The organism is Sphingopyxis sp. PAMC25046, assembly GCF_004795895.1.
Classification (GTDB): domain Bacteria; phylum Pseudomonadota; class Alphaproteobacteria; order Sphingomonadales; family Sphingomonadaceae; genus Sphingopyxis.
This window is the reverse complement of the sequence record NZ_CP039250.1, coordinates 3887639-3909292: the sequence shown is the minus strand read 5'-3', so window position 1 is coordinate 3909292 and position 21654 is coordinate 3887639. Positions and strand designations below refer to the sequence as shown.

Below are 21654 nucleotides of genomic sequence, written 5' to 3'. Positions count from 1 at the left end.
CCCTTCTCCAAATGAAAACGCCCGCCCCAGTGAGGGGGCGGGCGCTCATAGCATCAGCGGCGCGCGGCGTCAGGCCGCGAGCTTGCGCAGCACGTAATGCAGGATGCCGCCGTTCATGTAGTACTCGACCTCGTTCGCGGTATCGATGCGGCAGAGCGTGTCGAAGCTGAAGGTCGAACCGTCGCGGCGGGTGACGTTCACGGTGACCGTCTGGCGCGGCTTAAGGTCCGCAATGCCGGTGATGGTGAACTGGTCGTCGCCGGTCAGGCCCAGCGTCTCGCGGCTTTGCCCTTCGAGGAACTGCAGCGGCAGCACGCCCATGCCGACGAGGTTCGAGCGGTGGATACGCTCGAAGCTTTCGACGATCACCGCGCGGACGCCGAGCAAATTGGTGCCCTTCGCCGCCCAGTCGCGCGACGAGCCGGTGCCATATTCCTTGCCCGCGATGACGACCAGCGGGGTGCCGTCGGCCTTGTGGCGCATCGCGGCGTCGTAGATCGGCATGACCTCTTCGCCGTAGCGCGACATGCCGCCCTCGATGCCGGGGACCATTTCGTTTTTGATGCGGATGTTGGCGAAGGTGCCGCGCATCATGACGTCGTGGTGGCCGCGGCGGGCGCCGTAGCTGTTGAAGTCGGCCTTGCTAACCTGATGTTCCATAAGCCATTTTCCGGCCGGCGAGTCCGCCTTGATGCTGCCCGCGGGGCTGATGTGGTCGGTGGTGATGCTGTCGCCGAGGATCGCGAGCGGCTTTGCGTTCACGATGTCCGACACCGGCGCCGGGGTCATCGTCATGCCCTCGAAGTACGGCGGGTTGGCCACGTAAGTTGAGCCCGCGCGCCACTGATAGGTGTCGCTGCCCTCGACCTCGATCTTCTGCCAATGCTCGTCGCCCTTGTAGACATGGGCGTAGCGCGCCTCGAACATGTCGCGGCTCACCGCGCCCGCGACGACCGACGCCACTTCCTCGTTGGTCGGCCAGATGTCGGCGAGGAAGACGTCCTTGCCCGACTGGTCCTGCCCGATCGGCGTGGTGGTGAAATCCTCGATCACCGTGCCCTTGAGCGCATAGGCGACCACCAGCGGCGGCGAGGCGAGGAAGTTGGCTCGCACGTCGGGCGACACGCGGCCTTCGAAGTTACGGTTGCCCGAGATCACCGCCGCGGCGACGAGACCATTTTCGTTGATCGCCTTCGAAATCGGTTCCGCCAGCGGGCCCGAGTTGCCGATGCAGGTCGTGCAGCCATAGCCGACGAGGTTGAAGCCGATATTGTCGAGATGCTTCTGCAGCCCGGCCTTTTCGAGATAGTCGGTGACGACCTGCGACCCCGGCGCGAGGCTGGTCTTGACCCACGGCTTCGGCTTCAGCCCCAGCGCGTCGGCCTTTTTCGCGACGAGACCCGCGGCGACGAGCACGCCGGGGTTGGAGGTGTTGGTGCAGCTGGTGATCGCGGCGATGGTGACGTCGCCGTCGCCGATGTCGAAATCCTTGCCCTCGACCGGCACGCGCGCCTGCGCCTTGTTGTATACCTTCGCCATGTCGGCGTTGAACACATCGTCGACGTCGGGAAGCGATACGCGGTCCTGCGGGCGCTTCGGCCCCGCGAGCGACGGCACGACGCTGCCGAGGTCGAGTTCGAGCGTGTCGGTGAAGATCGGGTCCGCGGCACCCTCGACGATCCACAGCCCCTGCGCCTTGGCATAGGCCTCGACCAGTGCGATATTCTCTTCGCTGCGGCCGGTCAGGCGCATATAATCGAGCGTCTTGTCGTCGACGCCGAAGAAGCCGCAGGTCGCACCATATTCGGGCGCCATATTGGCGAGCGTCGCGCGGTCGGCGAGCGACAGCGAGGCGAGGCCGGGGCCGAAATATTCGACGAAGCGGCCGACGACGCCCTTGGCGCGCAGCATCTGCGTCGCGGTGAGCACGAGGTCGGTCGCGGTGACGCCTTCCTTCAGCGCGCCGGTGAATTTGAACCCGACGACTTCGGGGATCAGCATCGACACGGGCTGGCCGAGCATCGCGGCCTCGGCCTCGATCCCGCCGACGCCCCAGCCGAGCACGCCGAGCCCGTTGATCATCGTCGTGTGGCTGTCGGTGCCGACGCAGGTGTCGGGATAGGCGACGGTCGCGCCCGACGCATCCTCGCTCGACCACACCGCCTGCGCGATATGTTCGAGGTTGACTTGGTGGCAGATGCCGGTGCCCGGGGGCACCGCCTTGAAATTGTCGAGGCTCTTCGATCCCCATTTCAGGAAGTCATAGCGTTCGCCGTTGCGATAATATTCGATCTCGACATTCTGCTCGAACGCCTTGGGATGACCGAATTCGTCGACCATGACCGAGTGGTCGATGACGAGGTGGACGGGGACGAGCGGGTTGATCTTCGACGTGTCGCCGCCGAGCTTCGCGATCGCATCGCGCATCGCGGCGAGGTCGACGACGCAGGGAACGCCGGTGAAATCCTGCAGCAGCACGCGCGCGGGGCGATACTGGATCTCGCGGTTCGAATGCGGGTCCTTCTGCCAGTCGACCAGCGCCTGCACGTCATCGGTCGACACGGTGAAGCCGCCATCCTCGAAGCGGAGGAGGTTTTCGAGCAGCACCTTCATCGAAAAGGGCAGCCGCGAAACGTCGCCGAGCTTGGCTGCGGCCTTGTCGAGCGAATAATAGGCGTATTTCTTGCCGCCGACGTCGAGCGTCGAGCGGGTGCCCAGCGTGTCGTTACCCGTGGTGGTCATAGGATTGCAGTCCCCATGTTGGCGCGGCGGGGAATGACGGCCGAGGCCCGTTCGGGAGAGCGGAGCCCAAGCGGAGTCGCACGCGCAGGTTTATGTTGGCGCCGCCTTACGCCTAGGTCACGGAAATGCAAGGGGGTGGGGGAGAACTGGTTGCGCGGCCAATCTCCATTTCCATATTTATCAAAATGAGCTTGACCGGGCGGTTTTCTGCTGTCATTTCGATCTTAATGGAAATGAGGATTCGCAAATGAAAGCCGACGCAGCCATCGACGCCTTGGGCGCCCTTGCGCAGGCGCATCGCCTCGCGCTGTTCCGCATGCTGGTGCAAGCTGGCAAGGACGGGCTGGCGGCAGGCGTGATCGCTGAGAAGCTTGGTGTGCCGAATAGCTCGCTGTCGTTTCACCTAACCCAGCTTCGCGAGGCGGGGTTGGTTTTGCAGGAACGGCAGCATCGCTCGATTATCTATCGCGCCAATTATCCGGCAATGAATTCGCTGGTCGCTTACCTCATGGAAAATTGCTGTGCCGGTGCCGCCGATTGCGGCGCGGGGGCGGCGTGTGAATCCCCCGCACAGGAAAGGAAAAGCGCATGAAGCGTCTGCATGTTCATGTCGGCGTCGAGAATCTCGATGCCTCGATCGGCTTTTATTCGACCATGTTCGGTGTCGAGCCGACGGTCGTGAAAGACGATTATGCCAAATGGATGCTTGAAGACCCGCGCGTCAATTTCGCGATTTCGGCGGGCAACCATGCGCGGAACGGTATCGAGCATCTCGGCATACAAACCGAAAGCGCAGAAGAACTTGATGAAGTCTATGGTCGCCTGAAAGCGGCGGACGGGCCGGTACTCGAAGAGGGACGGACGACGTGCTGCTACGCCAAATCGGAAAAGAGCTGGATCGCCGATCCCGATGGCGTCGTGTGGGAAGCTTTTTTTACCGACGGGGAGGCAACGACCTACGGCGATAGCCCCGCGCTCGATCAGCTTGCCAGCAACGGTGCGGGTTCGACCTGCTGCGTGCCCAAGTTGGTCGGTGCGGCATGACCCGCCCCTTCAACGTCCTTTTTCTTTGCACGGGCAATTCGGCGCGTTCGATTCTGTCCGAAGCCATATTGAAGCGCGAAGGCGAGGGGCGCTTTCAGGCCTTTTCGGCGGGCAGCTTTCCGAAGGGCGAGGTGCATCCTGCCGCCTTGGCGTTGCTCGGCGAGCTGGGGTATAAAACCGGAGGTTATCGGTCGAAGAGCTGGGATGAGCTTGCCGGGCCTGACGCGCCGTCGCTCGATTTCATCTTCACCGTCTGCGATAACGCAGCAGGCGAGATGTGCCCGGTCTGGCCGGGCAAGCCAGTGACGGCGCATTGGGGCATCGAAGACCCGGCTGCCGTCGAAGGCGACGGGCAGCACGAGGCCTTTTGGCAGGCTTATCTTGCCCTGAAACGGCGTATCGATTTGCTGCTCGCCCTGCCGCTCGCAAGCCTCGACGAACTGAGCCTTGCGGAACGGCTGCGCGCCATCGGCAAGATCGCCGATGAGGAGGCGGCGCTTGGCTGACGTCGCGCCGCTTGCGCGGCGTATCGCGGCTGAAGGCGTAGGCGCCTTCTTTCTGTTCGCCTGTGTCATCGGGTCGGGGATCATGGCGCAGGCGCTGTCGGCCGGGAATGACGGCGTCGCCTTGCTCGCCAACACGATCGCGACCGGCGCGATCCTGTTCGTGCTGATTACCATGCTCGGTCCGATTTCGGGGGCGCATTTCAATCCGGCGGTGACACTGGTCTTTGCGGCGCGCCGCGAGCTGCCTTGGGTCGACGCGGCGGCCTATATCGCGGCGCAACTAGCCTTCGGCATCTTGGGCGCTTGGGCGGCGCACCTGATGTTCGATTTGCCAACACTTCAGTTTTCCGTGAAGGCAAGAACCGGGCTGGGTCAGTGGACCGGCGAGTTTGTCGCGACCTTCGGCCTTGTGCTGACAATCCTCGGTACGGCGAAATTCAAGCCGCAGGCCGTAGCGGCCTCGGTGGGGTTCTATATCACTGCCGCCTATTGGTTTACGTCATCGACCAGCTTTGCGAATCCGGCGATCACCGTGGTGCGTAGCCTTTCGGACACGTTCGCCGGCATTGCGCCGCGAGACGTGCCGATGTTCGTTGCCGCACAACTGATTGGCGCATCGAGTGCAATGGCCGTCGGAAAATCGCTTTTTTCGCCACAAAAATAGTTCTTTCCTACATTATCCAAATAGGTTCAAAATCATTCCGATTCATTCCAAGTGATTCGGGAGATGGAGCTATGGGGCGTAAGGTGGCGCGGGGTTCGCGGGGGAAATCGGTTGTAGGCTCAGGCGGCGGTGAGGATCGAAACAGGCCCTCCCGTGGTCGGAGCCACGGGTTTCCGACCACCCCCTCCCGGAAGCGGGAGGGGAGCAAGGTGCGCGGCGCCGCTGGGCCCCGGATCAAGTCCGGGGTTCGCGAGCGGGAGAATCCCTTCATGCCCGGGCTGCGCGTGCGGTCGGACGGGTGGACGGCGGCGCGGACGCGGGTGTTTCTGGCTACGCTGGGGCGCACGGGGTGCATCACCGATGCCGCAAGAATCGCGGGGGTCAGCACGACGTCGGTCAATCGGTCGCGCGCGCTGTTCGCGCCGTTCGACAAGGCGTGCGGCGAGGCGATCGCGCGGGCGCTGCGCGGGTTGGAGGCGGTCGCTTACGAGCGCGCGGTCGAGGGGCGCGAGATGGTGATCCTGCGGAACGGCAAGGAGGTCGAGCGGCGGATCGTGCCGTCGGATTCGATGCTGGGGCTGTTGATCAAGCGCGGCGACCTGAAAAACGGGAAGGACGTGCAATTAACGGCGGAGGAGGCCGCGGCCTATGAATTGCCCGCGGCGGTGCGGCACCGCTTTCTGTCGCGCGAGGAATTTTTCAGCGGCATCGTCTTCAACGGGTTTCGCGACGATCCGGACGGGGGCAAGGGGCAGCGGCCGACGCCCGAAGAAACCGACGAGGCGATCATCGCGCGGCTTGCCATCCTGCGCAAGCAGCGCGGCTGGGAACGGATATTGTGCGACGAATGCCAAGAGCCGATCCACGGCGATCCGGCGGCCTAGGGTCAGGACCCTAGGACCAATCGACATTCAGCCCTGGATTCAGTTCTGGCGGCCTGCAAAGGGCGGCTCTCCATGCTTCCGGTGCTCATATGCCATCAGCACGCTGCGCTCCGGGTCGCGGAAAACCGCCATTTTCGACTCGCCATCTTTTGAATGTCGATCGGTCCTGGCCTCGCCGGCTCAGCTCAGCGCGTCGGCGATCGTGTTGAAGATGTTCGCCAGATTGAGCCCGAGCGTCTGAAAGGCGATGAGGCACGCGAGCGAAATCAGCGCGGCGATCAGCCCATATTCGATCGCGGTGGCGCCGCGCCTGTCCTTCAGCAATGTCGTTATCCGCATCACGTTTCGATCCTTTTCCCCTTCAGGCCCCTCGCGCGCCGCATAGCCGGGCGGATGTCGCGCCACGGTTCGCGAAGGCGGTTAACGCAGGCGAAACGCCAGTCCGGACGCCGCGGACGCACGGCGCGATATCGATGCCATGTTTTACATCGATGAATTTATGTAAAACATAAAATAATCATTGTGAGAGGATGGTCTGGGCGCTATCGGGCTTGGCGAAAGGAATTCGTCATGCCGATTCGCCTGCTTCGCATCCTGTTGACCGTCGCGCTGGGGCTGGCGTTGCTCGGCACGGTCGTCGGGCTGGGCTTCTGGCTCTTTGCGCTCGCGACGGGGCAGCCGCTGCAGACCACGCTTGCGGTGGTGACCGATACGCCGGGGCGGGCGCTGCCGGTGGTCGACGCGGCGGGGCGCGCGGTGGGATCGATGCTGTTCGATCACGGCCGGCTCGACGTGCAGGCGGGCGGCGCGGGTTACCGGATATTGCAGGGGATCGACCTGGCCGCGAGCGGCGGGCTGACGATCGCGATGCTGCTGTGGCTGCGGCGACTGACGCTGTCGATCGGCGCGGGCGCGCCCTTTGCCACGCCCAATGCGGGGCGGTTGCGGCGGATCGGCGCGGCGATGGTCGCGCTGTCGCTGTGGCGCGTGGCGAGCGATGTGCTGGCGCAGGCGCTGCTGCTGCCGCGCATCGCGCCGGACGATCCGGGCATTGTGCTGTTGTCGTCGGTGTCGGCGGCGGTCGCGGGCAAGGCGGGGGTGCGCATCGACCTGACGATCGACCCGGCGCTACTGCTCACCGGGCTCGGCGTCCTGGCGCTTGCCGAGGCGTTCCGCGCCGGAGCGGCGCTGCGCGAGGAAAATGAGGGGTTCCTCTGATGCCGATCATCGTCAACGTCGATGTGATGCTGGCGCGGCGCAAGATGTCGCTGAGCGAGCTTGCGGAGCGCGTCGGCATATCGCTGACCAACATGTCGCTGCTCAAGACGGGCAAGGTGAAGGGGGTGCGTTTCGCGACGCTCGAGGCGATCTGCGCGGCGCTCGACTGCCAGCCCGGCGACATATTGGAGTATCGCGCCGCGGCGGACGGGTGATGTGGGGCGACGCGTCGCTGCTCGCCTTTATCGCGGCGTGGCGCGGCGGATTGTTCGCGCGCGCCGTGCGCTCAGGCGGTGCCGCGGACGACGAGGTGGACGGGGATGCGCGTGCCGCTGCGCGTGCGTTCGTCATCCTCGAGCGCCATCGCGACGAGCGCCTCTCCGGCCGCGTCGAGGTCGGGTTCGAGCGTGGTGAGCGCGGGGTCGGCGAGGGTGCCGGCGCGGATACCGTCGAAGCCGATCAGCGCGACATCCTGCGGCACGCGGCGGCCGGCGTCCTTGAGCCCCTGCAGCACGCCCAGGGCGAGCATGTCGCTGGCGGCGAAGATCGCGTCGGTTTCGGGATGCGCCGCTAGCAGCGCCTGCACCGCGGCGACGCCCTGCGCATGGCGGTCGGCGGCGGGCGGAGGCTCGGCGACGACGGGGGTGAGGCCGTGGAGGCCGAGCGCGGCGGTGAAGCCGTCGCGGCGCTCGTCGAACTGGCGCTGCGGCGACTGCTGCGGCCCGACGAAGGCGATGTGGCGGCGGCCGGTGGCGATAAAATGCTCGGCGGCGAGCTGGCCGCCGATGTCATTCTCGCTCCGCATCCAGTGGAAGGGGCTGCCCGGGCTGCCCCAGCAGACGAAGTCGAGCCCCGACGCCTGCGCGTCGGCGAAATATTTCCACGCCTCGCGGTTGCTGGTCGTGCCGATGACGATCATCGCGTCGGCGAGCCCCGAGGCGACGAAATCGGCGCGGAAATTGTCGGCATTTTCCTGGAACGAGACGAGCAGGTTGAAGCCGCGCGCCGAGGTCGCGGCGGCGATGCTGCCGAGCAGCGCGAAATAGAAGGGATTGATCGCGCTGCGGTCCTCGCCGGGGCGGCAGATGGTGACGAGCGCGATCGTCTCGCTGCTTTTCAGGCGCAGCGACGAGGCGTGGCGGTCGACGACATAGCCGAGTTCGCGCGCCGCCGCCGAGACACGCGCGCGCGTCTCGGCGTTGACGCCGGGCGAGTTGCGGAGCGCGCGCGAGACGGTCGATTGCGACACGCCGGCGCGCTCGGCGACGTCGAACGATGTGGGACGCAGCATCTTTCCGTTCACCTCTGGCCTCTCCCCCTTGCGCCGTCTGTTGCCGCGAGCGCGGGGCTTGTCAATCGGTGAGGCCGTCGAGTGCGAGCAAGGCGAAGCTCGCGAGCCAGTGTTCGCCCATATAGTCGCCGGTGACGTGGGGGAGCGCGGCGGCGAGGTGGCGTTCGGCGGCGGCTTCGGCTTGGGCGGCGACGGGATGCGCGGCGCCGAGCGCGGCGGCGATGGCGCGCCAGCTCCACGCGCGGCTGAGATTGAGGCCGTCGAGATGCGCGATCTTGCCGTCGCTGCGGTCGGAGACGGTGGCGGGGGTGAAGAGCGTCGCGGGTTGCTGCTGCGCGGCGCGGGGGAGGAAGGTGTCGAACCAGCGGGGGAAATCCTCGCCGAGGATGGCGGCCATCAGATGCGCTTCGGTGAGCGCCGAGGAGAGGAATTCGTCGCCGCCGGGTTCCCACGCCTGGCAGTCGCGGTCGCCGGCGAACCAGTCGCGGGCGCGCGCGTCGATCAGCCGGGCGAGAGCGGGGTCGCGGGGCGCGGCCCAGTGGCGCGCGAGCAATAGCGCGAAGGCGATGTTGAAATGGGTGCCGACGCGCAGGGGATAGGTGAGCTTGGGGAGGAAGGCGTGGAAGCGCGCGGCAAAGGCGAGCGCGAGCGGTTCGAGCGCGGCGCCCCACGGGGCGTCGTGGCGGGCCGCTTCGGCGTGGAGCGCGAGCAGCCACGCCCAGCCATAGGGGCGCTCGAAGGCCGCCGAATAAGGGCGATCGAGGAAAGCAAGCTCGCCCGCGACCTTTTCGGGGACGAGCATGGTGTCGGCGCGCGCACGAATGTCGGCGGCGACGGGCAGGTCGGGGAAGCGGCGCGCGAGGCGGAGAATCTGCCACCAGCCGTGGACGCAGCTGTGCCAGTCGAAGCTGCCGTGGAAGATCGGGTGATGCTCGCGCGGGGGCTTGGCGTCCTCGGGGCCGGTGAGGACAAGGTCCATCTTGTACGGATATTCGCGGCCGAGGTGGGCGAGGGTGGCAGCGGTGAAGCGGGCGGCGTGGTCGGGGGTGAGGTGCATGGGTATTTTCCTATCCGTTCGCATCGAGCGAAGTCGAGATGCCCATCGGTTGTGCATGCCTTCGGGGTGTCTCGACTTCGCTCGACACGAGCGGGATTTGGGCTGGGCGCTAGAACGCAAAGAGCCAGATGAAGACGATGTTCACCGCGAGCAAAGGCACGGCGGTGCCGATCTGCGCCTTGATCACGCCATAGGGATTTTTGAGCTCGAGCAGCGCGGCGGGGACGAGGTTGAAGTTTGCCGCCATCGGGGTCATCAGCGTGCCGCAGAAGCCCGCGAGCATGCCGATCGCCGCGACCACCGCGGGGTCGCCGCCATATTGCTTGATCAGCAGCGGCATGCCAACCGCGGCGAGCATCACCGGGAAGGCGGCGAAGGCGTTACCCATCACCATCGTGAAGAGCGCCATGCCGAGCCCGAAGGCGAGGGTGGCGCCGAACAGGCTGCCTTCGGGAATCGCGGTGCCGATGAGGTCGCCGACGACTTCGCCGACGCCTGCCAATGCGAAGACCGCGCCGAGGCTGGCGAGCATCTGCGGCAGGATCGCCGCCCAGCCGACCGCGTCGAGCAGGCGGCGGCCCTGTTGCAGCGGGAGCAAAGGCGGCGGTTTGAGGCGCGTCATGCCGACGGCGAGCGCGATGAGCACGCCGAGCGCGAGCGAAATCAAGGTGGCTTGCTTGGGATCGGCGAGGCCCGGCACCCATTTGAACAGGAAGGTGCCCGCGAGCGCGACTGCGGGGATGATCAGCGCGACGAGGAGGAGGAAGGGGCCGTGGCGCGCCGCCCGTTCGGCCTGAACGTCGGCGGGGATATCGCCGCCGGGGGCGCGGCCGATCTGGCCGGTGCCGGCGATGGCCACCAACGCGAGCACGAGCAGGCCGTTGCCGAAGTCGCCGAGCCGGTCGCCCGCGAGCATCGAGACGGCGAGCAGGCCCCAGAAGGCGGCGTTGCCGAAGCGTTTCGGGTTGGTGTGGTCCCGAAGTCCGAGGAAGGCGAAGGCCGCGAAGGTCAGCCCGGCGAGGACATAGACGAAGCCGAGCGTGATCATGCGCTCGCCTCCGCTTTTGCCATGCGCTGTTCGAGGCGGCGGAGGCGGAGGCCGTGGATGATGAAGGCGGCGATCGCGGTCGGGATCGCCCACAGCGAGAAGTGAAGCGGCTCGATGATATAGCCATAGCCTTCGAGCACGCCCTTCATCAGCAGGATCGATCCGATCGCGAGGAAGATGTCCTCGCCGAAGAAGAGTCCCACATTATCGGTGGCGGCGGCGAAGGCCTTGACCTCCTCGCGCTGGTCTTCGGTGAGCGCGGCGTTCTTCGCCTCGGCGGCGGCTTCGGCCATCGGCGCGACGAGCGGGCGGACGGTCTGGGGGTGCCCCGCGACCGAGGTCAGGCCGACCGCGGCCATCGCCTGACGGAGCAAGAGGTAGGAGGTTAGCAGACGGCCGAGCGTCGCGCCCTTCATCCGGCCGATTAGCGTGCGGGCGTGCTGTTGCAGGCCGTAAGCTTCGAGCAGGCCGATGACGGGGAGGACGATCCAGACGATCGAGACATAGCGCGTGTCGTTGAACGCCTTTCCGAAGGCGGCGACGATCGCGGTGACGTCGAGTCCGGCCGCGAGCCCGGTCGCGAGGGCGGAAGCCATGATGACGAGCAAGGGATTGAAGCGGAGCAGGAAGCCCGCGATGATGATGAGGATGCCGATCAGGACGAGCATGGCTAATTTCCTCCCGATTGATGGGGGAGACAGCGAGACTTGGCTGCTTGCTGACTGGTCGCAGCGTTGGGGGTGTGGTTTTGGCCGGAGATGGTGGTGCGGCGACGCGCCTTCACCCTCATCCAACTTCGCCTAATCGCTTCGCGATAAGGCTTCGTATCCTTCTCCCATCGAGGGAGAAGGAGGCGGTGCAGCGATGCTTTCAATCCCGATCCCCCTTGGCATTTCCATAGCCCCCGCCGCCGGGCGTTTCGATCACGAAGGCGTCGCCCGCTTCGAGATCGGCGCTGCCGGTGGCGCCCAGCATTTCGACCCGGCCGTCGGCGCGTTCGACCCAGTTGCGCCCCGGTACGGCATCGTCGCCGCCCGCGAGGCCCTTTGGCGCGATCTTGCGGCGATTGGCGAGGATGTTCGCCGCCATCGCTTCGCGGAAGCGGATACGGCGCGTGGCGCCATCGCCGCCGTGCCAGCGGCCCGCGCCGCCCGAGCCTTTGCGGATCGAAAACTCCTCGACGATGACAGGGAAGCGCGTTTCCATCACTTCGGGGTCGGTCATGCGGCTGTTGGTCATATGCGTCTGAATGACGCTGGTGCCGTCGAAGCCGGGACCGGCGCCCGAACCGCCAGCGATCGTCTCATAATATTGGTGCGCGTCATTGCCGAAGGTGAAATTGTTCATCGTGCCCTGCGCCGGGGCCATCGCGCCGAAGGCTGCAAACAGCGCGTCGGTGATGACCTGGCTCGTCTCGACATTGCCCGCGACGACCGCGGCGGGATAGCTGGGGCTGAGCATCGAGTCCGCGGGGACGATCAGCGTGACGGGGGCGAGGCAACCCTCGTTCATCGGGATCGGATCGTCGAGCATCGTGCGCAGCACATAGAGGACGGCGGCGCGGACGACCGGCATCGGCGCGTTGAAATTGTCCGGGAGCGTCGCCGACGAACCGGTGAAGTCGATCGTGACGTGGCGCGCTTCGCGGTCGACCTTCACGGCGACCGCGACTTCGGCGCCATTGTCCATCGCGTAGCGGAACTGGCCGTCGTCGAGCCGCGCGATGAGCTGGCGGACGGCGGTTTCAGCCTGACGCTGGCCGTGCGCCATATAGGCCGCGACGGTAGCAGTGCCGTGCGCGGCCGAGAGGTCGGCGAGCGCGCTGGCGCCGCGCTGGCAGGCGGCGACCTGTGCCTTCAGGTCGGCGATGTTGAGCGTGGGGTTGCGGGCAGGGTGGTCGCCCGCGATCAGATGTGCGTGGACATCGGCGTCGAGGAAATGGCCGTCGTCGACGATGAGCCTGTTGTCGAAGAGGATGCCTTCGTCGGCGATGCTCCTGCTGTCGGGGGGCATCGAGCCGGGGGCGATACCGCCGAGGTCGGCGTGGTGGCCGCGCGCGGCGACGAAGAAGCTTGGGGTGTCGCTGTCCACGAAAACTGGCATGATGACGGTGATGTCGGGAAGATGCGTGCCGCCGTCATAGGGGGCGTTGAGCGCATAGGCGTCGCCGGGGCGGATGCCGCGGCCGTCGCGCGGCCGGCCGTCGGCGCCGGGACCGCGCTGGCGCAGGATGGTGCGGACGCTTTCGCCCATCGAGCCGAGGTGCACCGGCATGTGCGGCGCGTTGGCGACGAGGCTGCCCGCGCCGTCGAAGATCGCGCAGGAGAAATCGAGCCGCTCGCGGATGTTGATCGACGAGGCGCTGTGCTGGAGCGCGCCGCCCATTTCCTCGGCGATCGCCATGAACAGGCTGTTGAAGATTTCGAGGCGGATCGGGTCGGGGTTCGATTTATCCTCCCCGTCGCGCAGCGATGGGGAGGGGGAGTGCTGGGTTGGATTGCCCCCGGCAATCCAAGTCCGGTCCGGGGGACCGGACGACCCAGCGCTCCGCGAAGCGGTGGTGGAGGGGCCGCGAGCGTTAGCGAGCGCGGCGCGCTCGGCCCCTCCGTCAGCCCCTGCGGGGCTGCCGCCTCCCCATTGCTGCGCGACAGGGAGGATCGTCTTGGCGAGCCGCAGCGTCCCTTCCTGCTCGACCGTCGCGGTCCAGCCGGGTTCGACGATGGTGGTCGAGAGCGCGTCGATGACGATCGCGGGGCCGGCGATGCTGCGGCCGGGGACGAGGGCGTTGCGCTGGTGGAGCGGGATGGCGTGCGCCGCGCCCGCGAGCCAGGCGGTGACGGTTTCGGGTTCGGTTTCCGCGGTCGGTGCGGGCGGGGGCAGGCTGGCAGCAGCGTCGCCCGCTTCGGTCAGTTCGACGCGGATGCGGTCGACGACGAGGTTGGCGTGCGGGGCGTAGCCGAAGCGCTGGCGGAAGGCGGCGGCGAAGGCCTGCCGGACCTCTGCGGGCGGCGCGAGCGGCAGTTCGATCGCATTGTCGCTGTCGGCGAGACGGACGAAGAGCAATGTTTCGCGGGTTGTTTCGGCACCGGGAGACAGGTCGGCGCGGGCGTGAGCGGTGAGTTCTGTTTCGACCTGGCCGAGTGGCGCAGCGCACTCTTCGTCGAGTTTCAACGCGAGCGTGCGCTCGCGGATCGCCGAGGGCTTGGCGAGGCCCATGCCATAGGCCGAGAGCACCCCCGCGAGCGGGTGGAGCAGGATTTCGTCGATTCCGAGCGCGTCGGCGACGAGGCAGACGTGCTGGCCCGCGGCGCCGCCGAAGCCGACGAGGCTGTAGCCTTGGGTGACGTCGTGGCCGCGCGCGATGGTGATGCGCTTGATCGCGTTCGCCATCTGCTGGACCGCGATGGCGAGCAGGCCTTCGGCGAGCGCTTCGGGGGTGATGTTTCTGACCTCGGCGGCCATCGCGGCGAATTTTTCCACCACCACCGCGCGGTCGAGCGGCTGGTCGCCGTTCGGACCGAAGAGCTTGGGGAAATGATCGGGCTGGATCTTGCCGAGCAGGACGTTGCAGTCGGTGACGGTGAGCGGGCCGCCGCGGCCATAGGCGGCGGGGCCGGGGTTGGCGCCCGCGCTTTCGGGGCCGACGGAGAGGCGTGCGCCGTCCCAGCGGCAGATCGAGCCGCCCCCCGCCGCTACCGTATGGATGCGCAGCATCGGGGCGCGGATGCGCGTGCCCGCGACGATAGTCTCGTTATCGCGTTCGAGGCGGCCGGCATAATGGCTGACGTCGGTCGAGGTGCCGCCCATGTCGAAGCCGATGAGGCGCGTCTTGCCGAGCGGCGCGGCGCTGCCGACCATGCCGACGATGCCGCCCGCGGGGCCCGAGAGGATCGCGTCGCGGCCGTGAAAGGCGCTCGCGGACGCGAGGCCGCCCGAGCTTTTCATGAATTGCGGGTCGATGCCCTCTCCGAGCTGCGCGACGAACTGATCGACATAGTGGCGCAGCACGGGCGAGAGATAGGCATCGGCGAGCGTCGTGTCGCCGCGGCCGACGAGCTTGATCAGCGCGCTGACGTCGTGGCTCGTCGAGATTTGCGTGAAGCCGAGCTCGGCGGCGATGGCGGCGAGGTGAAGCTCGTGCGCGGGGTAGGCATAGCCGTGCATCAGCACGATTGCGACGCTGGAAAGGCCGCGGTCGCGCGCGGCCTGTAGCGCGGCGCGCGCGGCGCGCTCGTCGAGCGGGGTCAGCACTTCGCCGTCGGGGGCGATACGCTCGGCGATTTCGGCGACCGCGGCGTGCGGCGGCGGCGTGCGGTCGAGTTTGCGCGCGAAGAGGTCGGGGCGGTCCTGATAGCCGATCGTCAGCGCGTCGCCGAAGCCCTGCGTAATCGCGAGCAGGGTGGCCTCGCCTTTGCGTTCGAGCAGCGCGTTGGTCGCGACGGTCGAGCCCATGCGGATCGCGAGCGGGGGCAGCGGGCCCGCGCCCGCGCCGGTAAGGTCGCGGATCGCAGCCACCGCGGCGTCGCCGGGACGCGCGGGATCCTCGGAGAGATATTTGGTCGTGACGACGGCGCCGTCGGGGCGCCGCGCAACGACGTCGGTGAAGGTGCCGCCGCGGTCGATCCAGATTTGCCAGAGGGGGCCGGGACCCATGTCGTCAGTCGGGGGTGCCATTGTCGGGCCAGCGAATGACGATGGCGAGGCGATTGTCAACCGCGGTGCGGCTCCAGCTGCCCTTCAATTGCCGCTCGATCAGGGTGCGGATGAACTGGGTGCCGAAACTTTCGCTTTCGATATGCGGGGTTTCGGGGAGGTCGCTTTCGGTCCAGTCGAGTTCGATCTCTCCGTCGTCGCGGTGCCAGCCGACCGCAAGATGCCCCTTGCCCGCGAGCGCGCCATATTTGATGCTGTTGGTAACGAATTCGTGGATCGCGAGCGAGATCGCCTGCGCTCCCTCGTCGTCCAGGCGGACGTCGGGCCCGGAAATGCCCGCAAGCTGCTGTTCGGGTACCCCGGCAAGATCGAGTTCGCGGCGGACGATCTGCCCGAGTTCGACGCTGCCGACCGCGCCGGTGACGAGCATCTGCTTGGCGTCGGACAGCGCGCGCATCCGCCCGTCGAAGCGCGCCTCGAAATCCTCGAGACTGGTCGATTCGCGCAAGGTAATGCGCGCGAGCGCGCCGATGCGCGCGAAGGCGTTCTTCATCCGGTGCGCCATCTCGCCGATCATCAGCTCGCGGTCGGCGGCGCGCAGCGCCTGTTCGTCGGCGAGCGCCTGGAACGCGCCGACGCGGCGTTGCTGGAGGCGGTGGAGCTGCATCGCGAGCAGCATGATCGCGAAGCCGAAGAGGAAGATGGCGAAGGGCCGCCCGATCCGTTCGAGCAGCCGGCCGTAGGAGATGCGCATCGTCCATTGCCGGTCGGCGATGCGGAGTTTTTGTTCGTGCGTATCCCAGCCCATCGTGCCGTGGCGGAAGACGAGCGGCGCCGACGGGCCTTCGCCGGCATAGATTTCGAGCCCCGCGATCGCGTCGAGCTGCGACCCGAGCACCGCGGTCATCAGGTCGTTGGTGCGGAAGGGGGCGTAGACGAAGGCTTCGATCGGCCGCGCGTTGGGGGCGGTGGCGACGACCGGCGGCGGCGATGCCTCGCCGGGCGGCTGCGCGCCGCCGGGCGCGGTGCGGCCGGCATAGATGGGGACGTAGATCAGGAAGCCGGGCTGCCGCCGCGCGACGCCCTTTTCCTGTACGAGCTGGACGATGCCGCTCGCCGCGGGCTGGCCGGTCTGCCACGCGCGGCGCATCGCCTCGCGCCGGATGCGCTCGCTGTACATGTCATAGCCGAGCGCATTCTGGCGGCGCGGGGTATAGGGTTCGACGAGTATGATCGGAAAGCCGATCGGCTGGCTGGTCGCGGGCCAGACGGTTATGTCGCGCCCGTAATTCTGGCGCAGCATCGCCTCGGCCGCCGCCGGCGTTCCTTGCCGCATCGCCACCGCGATGCCGATCCCCTCCATCCCCGGCGCGTGGACCTGCGGCTGTAGCGACGCGAGATAGGCGCGGATGCCGGGCCCGCTCGACTGGCTGTCCGACTGATAGAGGGCGCGCACGCCCTCAAGCACCGCGATATGGTCGCGCAGCCGCATGTTGACCTGTATCGCGACGCGGTCGGCGCGGTCGGCTTCCTCGCCGCGATTGTAAAGAAAGCTGGCCCCCGCCGCGAGCAGCGTGGCGACCAATATCACAAGACCCACGAAGCGGGCGGAGAGCGCCAGCAGCCGATCTGCCCACAACGAAGGGCGCATCTGTTCATCCTGCCTGATGGCTGCCGCGGCAGCGCCCCCCTCTGCCGCCCGATGTTCCATGCCGCGCCGTCCTTGGCAAGTTTATTTCGCGCGCATGCGGCAGCGACGGGCGGGTTGCGATCCGCAACCTTTCGCATATGGTGACGCGAAGAAAAGGAGAGACGCGATGATCATTTACGGGTCGGTGGTATCGCCGTTCGTGCGCAAGCTGCTCGGCTATCTGGGCGAAAAGGGGATCGAATTCGAGTTGAAGGGCGTCGGCATCGGCGACCCCGACCCCGGCTTTCGGGCCGCCTCGCCGCTCGGCAAGATGCCGGCGATGGACGATGAGGGCTTCCTGCTCGCCGATTCGAGCGCGATCATCCAATATGTCGAGGCGAAATATCCCGAGCCCGCGCTGATCCCCGCCGACCCGCAGGAGCGCGGGCGCGTGATCTGGTGGGAAGAGTTCGCCGACACGGTGTTCGCCGCGTGCAGCGGCAAGATATTCTTCAACCGCATCGTCGCGCCCAAATTCCTCGGCCGCGAAGGCGATCTTGTCGCGGCGGCCGAGGCCGAGAGCAAGGAATTGCCGGGGCTGCTCGCCTATCTGGAAAGCGCGATCCCGGCGTCGGGTTTCCTCGTCGGCGACCGGCTGACGCTCGCCGACCTGGCGGTCGCGTCGCCGCTGATGAACTTCCGTCACTGCGGCGCGGGCGTCGACGCGGCGGCCTACCCCAAGGTCGCGGCATGGAGCGAGGCGATATTGTCGCGGCCGAGCATGGCGCCGTGGATCGCCAAGGAAGAGCGGCTGATCGAGCGCGTGCTGGCGGGCTGAGGTTGGTAGAAGGGTCCATCTCTTTATCGTCATCCCGGGCTTGACCCGGGACCCGCCTTCCTTCTGGTTAACCGTGAAAAGAAACGCAGGCCCCGGGTCAAGCCCGGGGTGACGGAAGTGAGAGCGTGCGACGGCAATTCTCCACTCCAAACGGTCCCCGGCGCCGGGCTATTCGCGCCCCAACGCGATCACCCGTTCCACCCCGATCGCATCGAGGAACGCGCGGTCGTGGCTGACGACGAGCAGCGCGCCGTCATAGGCGGCGAGGCCGGTTTCGACGGCGGTGAGCGATTCGACGTCGAGATGGTTGCCGGGCTCGTCGAGGATCAGCAATTGCGGCGGGTGCGGCGCGCCGAGGACGCAGGCGAGGCCGGCGCGAAGCATCTGGCCGCCGCTGAGTGTCCCGGCGATGCGGTCGGCGGCGTCGGCGCGGAAGCGGAAGCGCGCGAGCGCGGCGCGGCACTGGTTGTTCGTCGTACCGGGATTGAGGTCGAGGAAATTGTCGGCGATCGAGCGCGCGGGGTCGAGCAGGCCGACGCGCTGATCGAACAGCGCGAACGGGACGCCGACGCGTAGCTCGCCCGACCAGGGGGCGAGCGTCCCGGCGATCAGTGCGAGGAGCGTCGATTTGCCCGAACCATTGGGGCCCGCGATCGCGACGCGCTCGGGGCCGGTGAGCGTGAGCGACAGATTTTCGATGACCGGCCGGCCTTCGACATAGCCCGCGCTGATCCGGTCGAGCGCGAGGACGGTGCGCGAGGCGGGCAGCCCGGTCGAGGGCAGCGCGACGGCGAGCGGATCGACGACCTCGATCTTGCCGCGCGCGGCGTCGCGCACCTGTTCGGCGTCGGCGCGCTGGCGTTCGGCGAGGCGCCGGTTCGCGCCGACGCTTTCCTCGGCGCGGCGCTTGAGCGTCCCGAGCAGGATCGCGGGCTCGTCGCCGCGCGCCGCCTTGCGCCGGCCGCCGGCGTCGCGGCGCGCCTGCCGTTCGGCGGTGACCTGCGCCTGGCGCCGCACCCGGCCGAGTTCCTTTTCGGCACCCGCGAGTTCGGCTTCGACCGCCGCCTGTTCGATGTCCTTGCGCGCGCGATAGGCGCTCCAGCCGCCGCCGTAGCGCGCCGCGCCGAGGCCCGTCAGCTCGACGATCGCGTCCATCTCATCGAGCAGTTCGCGGTCGTGGCTGACGACGATCGCGCCGCCGCGCCAGCCGGCGAGCAGATCGCGCACGGCTTCGCGGCCCTCGCGGTCAAGATTGTTGGTGGGTTCGTCGAGGAGCAGGAAGTCGGGCGCGGCGAACATCGCGCCTGCGAGCGCGGCGCGGGTGCGCTGGCCGCCCGACAGCGACGCGAGCGGCGTGTCGGCGGCGAGCGGCAGGCCGACGCCCGCCAGCGCCGCGTCGATCCGCGCGTCGAGCGTCCAGTCGGCCTCGCCGATCTCGTCGACGCTCGCTTCGCCCGCTTCGGCCCTGCGCAGCAGCGCGAGCGCGGCGCGCGCGCCGAACAGGTCGGCGATGCTTTCGTACGCCGCGACCTGCACCGTCTGGCGCAGCATCGCGATGCTGCCGGTTGTCGCGATGCTGCCGCTTGCGGGCGAAAGCTCGCCGGTCAGCAGGCGCAGCAGCGTCGATTTGCCGACGCCGTTGCGGCCGACGACGCCGACCCGCTCGCGCTGGAAATGGAGATCGAGGCCCGAAAGGACGGCGCGGCCGTCAGGCGTGGACCAGCCGAGGTTGGCGATGGTGATCGAGGGAGAAACGGGAGACATGAACAAGGACTTTCCTGGCGGCAAGGCGGGGCGGCATTGCGGTCAGATTGTCGTTCATGGCGAAAGTCTCCGGTGCGATTGAGGGGATTATGTAGGGAGGCGGGGGGCGCGATGCAAATTTTCCTTTGGCGCGGTGGTGGAGGGCGACGCCGCGACAGCGGCCTCTCTGTCAGCGTCCGCGTTCGGAGCTTATGCGAAGACTGGAAAGACCCGATTGCGGGCGAAACGCATTCGGGTGCATATGGCGCATGGTTGTCGACAAAATGAAACTATTTGAGGACGCTAGGAAACGCTGGCCTTGTCGCTTTCGCATAACTCCAACTGACGGAACTCCCCGCTTCGAGGCCGATCCGGCTTTGGCGGCCGTTTACCGGTCGATAGAAGCTTCTTGCAATCCGGTCGGTGTGTGGACTGCAGGGGATGAGTGGCGGAAGCTTGCCAACTGGTCTTTCCATCAAGCGCTGTGGCAAGTTGCGGAGCATGTGTCGGAGGAACGGTCTGTCCACCGCGAAGAGGTGTCATTCGATGCTTTCGACCATTGGATGCGGTTTAACCTTTCCGACGAGATGTGGAAACAGGAACGCGAAGCGTATGAGGCTAGCCCTCCTCACTTCCAATAAGGCGGTTCACACCGTCCGCGCCCCACCCCAAAACCGCTGGTCACACCGGGCGCGGGGCCCGCGCGCGGATGAAGTTTTCGAAGGCGACGAAGAGCATCTCGCGGGCGTCGCTGCCGAGCATTTCGGCGGTCAGCCAGTCGAAGTGGACGCGGTCGCGGCGCGCGGCGGCGCCGACGATTGCGGCGAGTAGTGCCTCGTCGAAGCTGACGTGCGGACAGCAGGGCGGGGCGACGGCGAAGGGTTCGGGCCAGACATGGCCGATCGCCTCGACGACGAGGCGAAAGCGGCGCGCCGCGAGGATGTTGCCCCAGCGGCGTTCGAGTTCGGGCATCGGGTCGCGCTCGCCGCGGCGGCAGAGAATGCAGTAGCGAAGGGCCAGCACGGCCTGCGCGGCTTCGACCGTGAGGTCGCGCACCAGCGGCTGTTCGGTGAGTTGGCGGATCAGCTCGCTGCTTTGCATGAGGTTCGTTTCTCCCGGCCCTTGCAGTCCCACGGTCCGCTTCGCCCCGTTCGGAAAAAAGATGCCGGCCGCTTTGGTGCAGCTTGAAGTTGCAGCGGCCGGCAGGAGGGGACTGCCCCACCTTGCTATTGAGAATTATTCGCAAATACAAGCAAAAAAAGAGGCGCCCGAAAGCGCCTTGGAAAACCTGGGGTTTTCCGTGGATTCGTCGCCCCGGTGAAGGCGGGGGCCGCAATCGGTTTGCACATCCGCGCAGGAAAATTCCGACAACGGCCAGTTAAGGGTGGGACATGCCCCGCATGTCCAAGGGTTGTCCGGGGGACAACCCGACCCTTCACGCCTTCGTGGGGGCGACGATGATTCTCAGTCGTCGCTGGCGGGCTTCGACTGGAGCTGGATATAATTTTCGATGCCCATGCGCTCGATCATCTCGAACTGCTTTTCGAGCTCGTCGACATGATGCTCCTCGCTTTCGAGGATGTCGGCGAAGAGGTCGCGGCTGACATAGTCGCGCACGCTTTCACAATGGGCAATGGCGTCCTTGAGCAGCGGGATCGCTTCTTCCTCGACCGCAAGGTCGGCCTTGAGGATTTCCTCGACCGTTTCGCCGACGCGCAGGCGGCCGAGCAGCTGGAAGTTGGGGAGGCCGCCGAGGAAGAGAATGCGGTCGGCGAGCTTGTCGGCGTGCTTCATCTCGTCGATCGACTCTTCGCGTTCGAACGCGGCGAGGCGCGCGACGCCCCAATTGTCGAGCATGCGATAGTGCAGCCAATACTGGTTGATCGCGGTCAGCTCGTTCTTGAGCGCCTCGTTAAGGAAATCGATGACTTTTTCGTCGCCCTTCATGGTGTCTATCCTGTCATTTTTCTTGGAATGGGAGTGGGCGCATTATAGGCGCCCCGGCCCCATCAGGCCAAGGTCAAAAATGGCGGAAAACCAAGAAAAATCAGGCGGTCGCGGCGGCGTCGCTGATGATATTGCGAGCGAATGACAGGCATTGTCCGCACTTGGGTTTGCGACCCAATTGCGCATAGGCCGCTTTGGCGCACCGCAATTGGCCGCTCCGCGCGACATCGCGCAGCTGGCTTTCCCTTATTGCGTTGCAGACACAGACGACCATGTGCGAATCCTTCTCAACAATGTCGATGTAGGGATAGTGCGAGAGATTCGCAACAGGAAAGATGCGACTGGTTCGCAATGTGAAGAGCCGCATTTTTCGTGGGCGTGGCCCTTGC

20 protein-coding genes are annotated in these 21654 nt (G+C 66.7%); 8 read left to right on the top strand and 12 right to left on the bottom strand.

Annotated features, from left to right (window positions below; all coding sequences use genetic code 11):
- Positions 1-69 precede the first annotated feature (69 nt).
- Positions 70-2742 (bottom strand): aconitate hydratase AcnA, encoded by a 2673-nt coding sequence (gene acnA / locus E5675_RS18290; RefSeq protein ID WP_136175762.1) that lies wholly within the window; start codon positions 2740-2742, stop codon positions 70-72.
- 247 nt (positions 2743-2989) lie between these two features.
- On the opposite strand from acnA, the gene E5675_RS18285 reads away from it, so the two are divergent.
- From E5675_RS18285 to E5675_RS18265, 5 genes are all read left to right on the top strand, one after another.
- The gene (locus E5675_RS18285; protein ID WP_136175761.1) at positions 2990-3334 is read left to right on the top strand and encodes a metalloregulator ArsR/SmtB family transcription factor; all 345 of its coding nucleotides are present in this window, start codon (positions 2990-2992) and stop codon (positions 3332-3334) included.
- Positions 3331-3786 carry an ArsI/CadI family heavy metal resistance metalloenzyme gene (locus E5675_RS18280; protein ID WP_136175760.1) on the top strand — a complete coding sequence of 152 codons (456 nt, stop codon included), beginning with the start codon at positions 3331-3333 and terminating at the stop codon, positions 3784-3786. Before E5675_RS18285 ends, E5675_RS18280 begins: the two co-directional genes overlap by 4 nt.
- The gene (locus tag E5675_RS18275; RefSeq protein ID WP_136175759.1) at positions 3783-4292 is read left to right on the top strand and encodes an arsenate reductase ArsC; all 510 of its coding nucleotides are present in this window, start codon (positions 3783-3785) and stop codon (positions 4290-4292) included. Before E5675_RS18280 ends, E5675_RS18275 begins: the two co-directional genes overlap by 4 nt.
- Positions 4270-4956, top strand: coding sequence for an MIP/aquaporin family protein (locus E5675_RS18270; RefSeq protein ID WP_136175758.1), 687 nt, complete (start codon positions 4270-4272; stop codon positions 4954-4956). The genes E5675_RS18275 and E5675_RS18270 overlap by 23 nt, the downstream gene beginning before the upstream one ends.
- 269 nt (positions 4957-5225) lie before the next feature.
- On the top strand, positions 5226-5840 hold the full coding sequence (locus tag E5675_RS18265) for a hypothetical protein (RefSeq protein ID WP_136175757.1): 615 nt from the start codon (positions 5226-5228) through the stop codon (positions 5838-5840).
- Between the two features lie 180 nt (positions 5841-6020).
- Here E5675_RS18265 and E5675_RS18260 read toward each other — a convergent pair whose 3' ends face one another.
- On the bottom strand, positions 6021-6179 hold the full coding sequence (locus E5675_RS18260) for a Flp family type IVb pilin (protein WP_136176569.1): 159 nt from the start codon (positions 6177-6179) through the stop codon (positions 6021-6023).
- A gap of 231 nt (positions 6180-6410) precedes the next feature.
- Here E5675_RS18260 and E5675_RS18255 point away from each other — a divergent pair, with 231 nt between their 5' ends.
- Positions 6411-7058, top strand: coding sequence for a DUF2975 domain-containing protein (locus E5675_RS18255; protein ID WP_136175756.1), 648 nt, complete (start codon positions 6411-6413; stop codon positions 7056-7058).
- Positions 7058-7273: a helix-turn-helix transcriptional regulator gene (locus tag E5675_RS18250; RefSeq protein ID WP_136175755.1), complete on the top strand. Its 216-nt coding sequence runs from the start codon at positions 7058-7060 to the stop codon at positions 7271-7273. The genes E5675_RS18255 and E5675_RS18250 overlap by 1 nt, the downstream gene beginning before the upstream one ends.
- 71 nt (positions 7274-7344) lie before the next feature.
- On the opposite strand, the gene E5675_RS18245 is transcribed toward E5675_RS18250, so the two are convergent.
- From E5675_RS18245 to E5675_RS18210, 6 genes are all read right to left on the bottom strand, one after another.
- The gene (locus tag E5675_RS18245) at positions 7345-8349 is read right to left on the bottom strand and encodes a LacI family DNA-binding transcriptional regulator (protein WP_247594681.1); all 1005 of its coding nucleotides are present in this window, start codon (positions 8347-8349) and stop codon (positions 7345-7347) included.
- A gap of 61 nt (positions 8350-8410) precedes the next feature.
- Positions 8411-9406 (bottom strand): DUF2891 domain-containing protein, encoded by a 996-nt coding sequence (locus E5675_RS18240; RefSeq protein WP_136175753.1) that lies wholly within the window; start codon positions 9404-9406, stop codon positions 8411-8413.
- Positions 9407-9515: 109 nt separating this feature from the next.
- The gene (locus E5675_RS18230; protein ID WP_136175752.1) at positions 9516-10454 is read right to left on the bottom strand and encodes a DUF979 domain-containing protein; all 939 of its coding nucleotides are present in this window, start codon (positions 10452-10454) and stop codon (positions 9516-9518) included.
- Entirely contained in the window at positions 10451-11122 is a 672-nt protein-coding gene (locus E5675_RS18225) for a DUF969 domain-containing protein (protein ID WP_136175751.1), read from the bottom strand. The genes E5675_RS18230 and E5675_RS18225 overlap by 4 nt, the downstream gene beginning before the upstream one ends.
- 202 nt (positions 11123-11324) lie before the next feature.
- Positions 11325-15128, bottom strand: coding sequence for a hydantoinase B/oxoprolinase family protein (locus E5675_RS21840; RefSeq protein ID WP_247594680.1), 3804 nt, complete (start codon positions 15126-15128; stop codon positions 11325-11327).
- A complete protein-coding gene (locus E5675_RS18210; protein ID WP_136175750.1) occupies positions 15112-16758 on the bottom strand; it encodes a CHASE domain-containing protein in 1647 nt (548 codons plus the stop codon). The genes E5675_RS21840 and E5675_RS18210 overlap by 17 nt, the downstream gene beginning before the upstream one ends.
- A gap of 166 nt (positions 16759-16924) precedes the next feature.
- Between E5675_RS18210 and E5675_RS18205 the strand changes: the two genes are divergently transcribed.
- A complete protein-coding gene (locus tag E5675_RS18205; protein ID WP_136175749.1) occupies positions 16925-17575 on the top strand; it encodes a glutathione S-transferase family protein in 651 nt (216 codons plus the stop codon).
- A 168-nt stretch (positions 17576-17743) separates the two neighbouring features.
- Here E5675_RS18205 and E5675_RS18200 read toward each other — a convergent pair whose 3' ends face one another.
- The 4 genes from E5675_RS18200 to E5675_RS21835 form a co-directional block, all read right to left on the bottom strand.
- Entirely contained in the window at positions 17744-19339 is a 1596-nt protein-coding gene (locus tag E5675_RS18200; protein ID WP_136175748.1) for an ABC-F family ATP-binding cassette domain-containing protein, read from the bottom strand.
- Positions 19340-19999: 660 nt separating this feature from the next.
- Positions 20000-20419, bottom strand: a complete 420-nt coding sequence (locus E5675_RS18195; protein WP_136175747.1) for an addiction module antidote protein — start codon at positions 20417-20419, stop codon at positions 20000-20002.
- A gap of 363 nt (positions 20420-20782) precedes the next feature.
- Entirely contained in the window at positions 20783-21265 is a 483-nt protein-coding gene (gene bfr, locus E5675_RS18190) for a bacterioferritin (protein ID WP_136175746.1), read from the bottom strand.
- A gap of 100 nt (positions 21266-21365) precedes the next feature.
- Positions 21366-21539 (bottom strand): (2Fe-2S)-binding protein, encoded by a 174-nt coding sequence (locus E5675_RS21835; protein WP_081933078.1) that lies wholly within the window; start codon positions 21537-21539, stop codon positions 21366-21368.
- Between the last annotated feature and the right edge of the window lie 115 nt (positions 21540-21654).

Excerpts from the sequence above, each read along its gene's own strand:
- acnA (WP_136175762.1), bottom strand. The coding sequence starts at position 2,742 with ATGACCACCACGGGTAACGACACGCTGGGCACCCGCTCGACGCTCGAC.
- E5675_RS18285 (WP_136175761.1), top strand. The coding sequence starts at position 2,990 with ATGAAAGCCGACGCAGCCATCGACGCCTTGGGCGCCCTTGCGCAGGCG.
- E5675_RS18280 (WP_136175760.1), top strand. The coding sequence starts at position 3,331 with ATGAAGCGTCTGCATGTTCATGTCGGCGTCGAGAATCTCGATGCCTCG.
- E5675_RS18275 (WP_136175759.1), top strand. The coding sequence starts at position 3,783 with ATGACCCGCCCCTTCAACGTCCTTTTTCTTTGCACGGGCAATTCGGCG.
- E5675_RS18270 (WP_136175758.1), top strand. The coding sequence starts at position 4,270 with ATGAGGAGGCGGCGCTTGGCTGACGTCGCGCCGCTTGCGCGGCGTATC.
- E5675_RS18265 (WP_136175757.1), top strand. The coding sequence starts at position 5,226 with ATGCCCGGGCTGCGCGTGCGGTCGGACGGGTGGACGGCGGCGCGGACG.
- E5675_RS18260 (WP_136176569.1), bottom strand. The coding sequence starts at position 6,179 with ATGCGGATAACGACATTGCTGAAGGACAGGCGCGGCGCCACCGCGATC.
- E5675_RS18255 (WP_136175756.1), top strand. The coding sequence starts at position 6,411 with ATGCCGATTCGCCTGCTTCGCATCCTGTTGACCGTCGCGCTGGGGCTG.
- E5675_RS18250 (WP_136175755.1), top strand. The coding sequence starts at position 7,058 with ATGCCGATCATCGTCAACGTCGATGTGATGCTGGCGCGGCGCAAGATG.
- E5675_RS18245 (WP_247594681.1), bottom strand. The coding sequence starts at position 8,349 with ATGCTGCGTCCCACATCGTTCGACGTCGCCGAGCGCGCCGGCGTGTCG.
- E5675_RS18240 (WP_136175753.1), bottom strand. The coding sequence starts at position 9,406 with ATGCACCTCACCCCCGACCACGCCGCCCGCTTCACCGCTGCCACCCTC.
- E5675_RS18230 (WP_136175752.1), bottom strand. The coding sequence starts at position 10,454 with ATGATCACGCTCGGCTTCGTCTATGTCCTCGCCGGGCTGACCTTCGCG.
- E5675_RS18225 (WP_136175751.1), bottom strand. The coding sequence starts at position 11,122 with ATGCTCGTCCTGATCGGCATCCTCATCATCATCGCGGGCTTCCTGCTC.
- E5675_RS21840 (WP_247594680.1), bottom strand. The coding sequence starts at position 15,128 with ATGGCACCCCCGACTGACGACATGGGTCCCGGCCCCCTCTGGCAAATC.
- E5675_RS18210 (WP_136175750.1), bottom strand. The coding sequence starts at position 16,758 with ATGCGCCCTTCGTTGTGGGCAGATCGGCTGCTGGCGCTCTCCGCCCGC.
- E5675_RS18205 (WP_136175749.1), top strand. The coding sequence starts at position 16,925 with ATGATCATTTACGGGTCGGTGGTATCGCCGTTCGTGCGCAAGCTGCTC.
- E5675_RS18200 (WP_136175748.1), bottom strand. The coding sequence starts at position 19,339 with ATGTCTCCCGTTTCTCCCTCGATCACCATCGCCAACCTCGGCTGGTCC.
- E5675_RS18195 (WP_136175747.1), bottom strand. The coding sequence starts at position 20,419 with ATGCAAAGCAGCGAGCTGATCCGCCAACTCACCGAACAGCCGCTGGTG.
- bfr (WP_136175746.1), bottom strand. The coding sequence starts at position 21,265 with ATGAAGGGCGACGAAAAAGTCATCGATTTCCTTAACGAGGCGCTCAAG.
- E5675_RS21835 (WP_081933078.1), bottom strand. The coding sequence starts at position 21,539 with ATGGTCGTCTGTGTCTGCAACGCAATAAGGGAAAGCCAGCTGCGCGAT.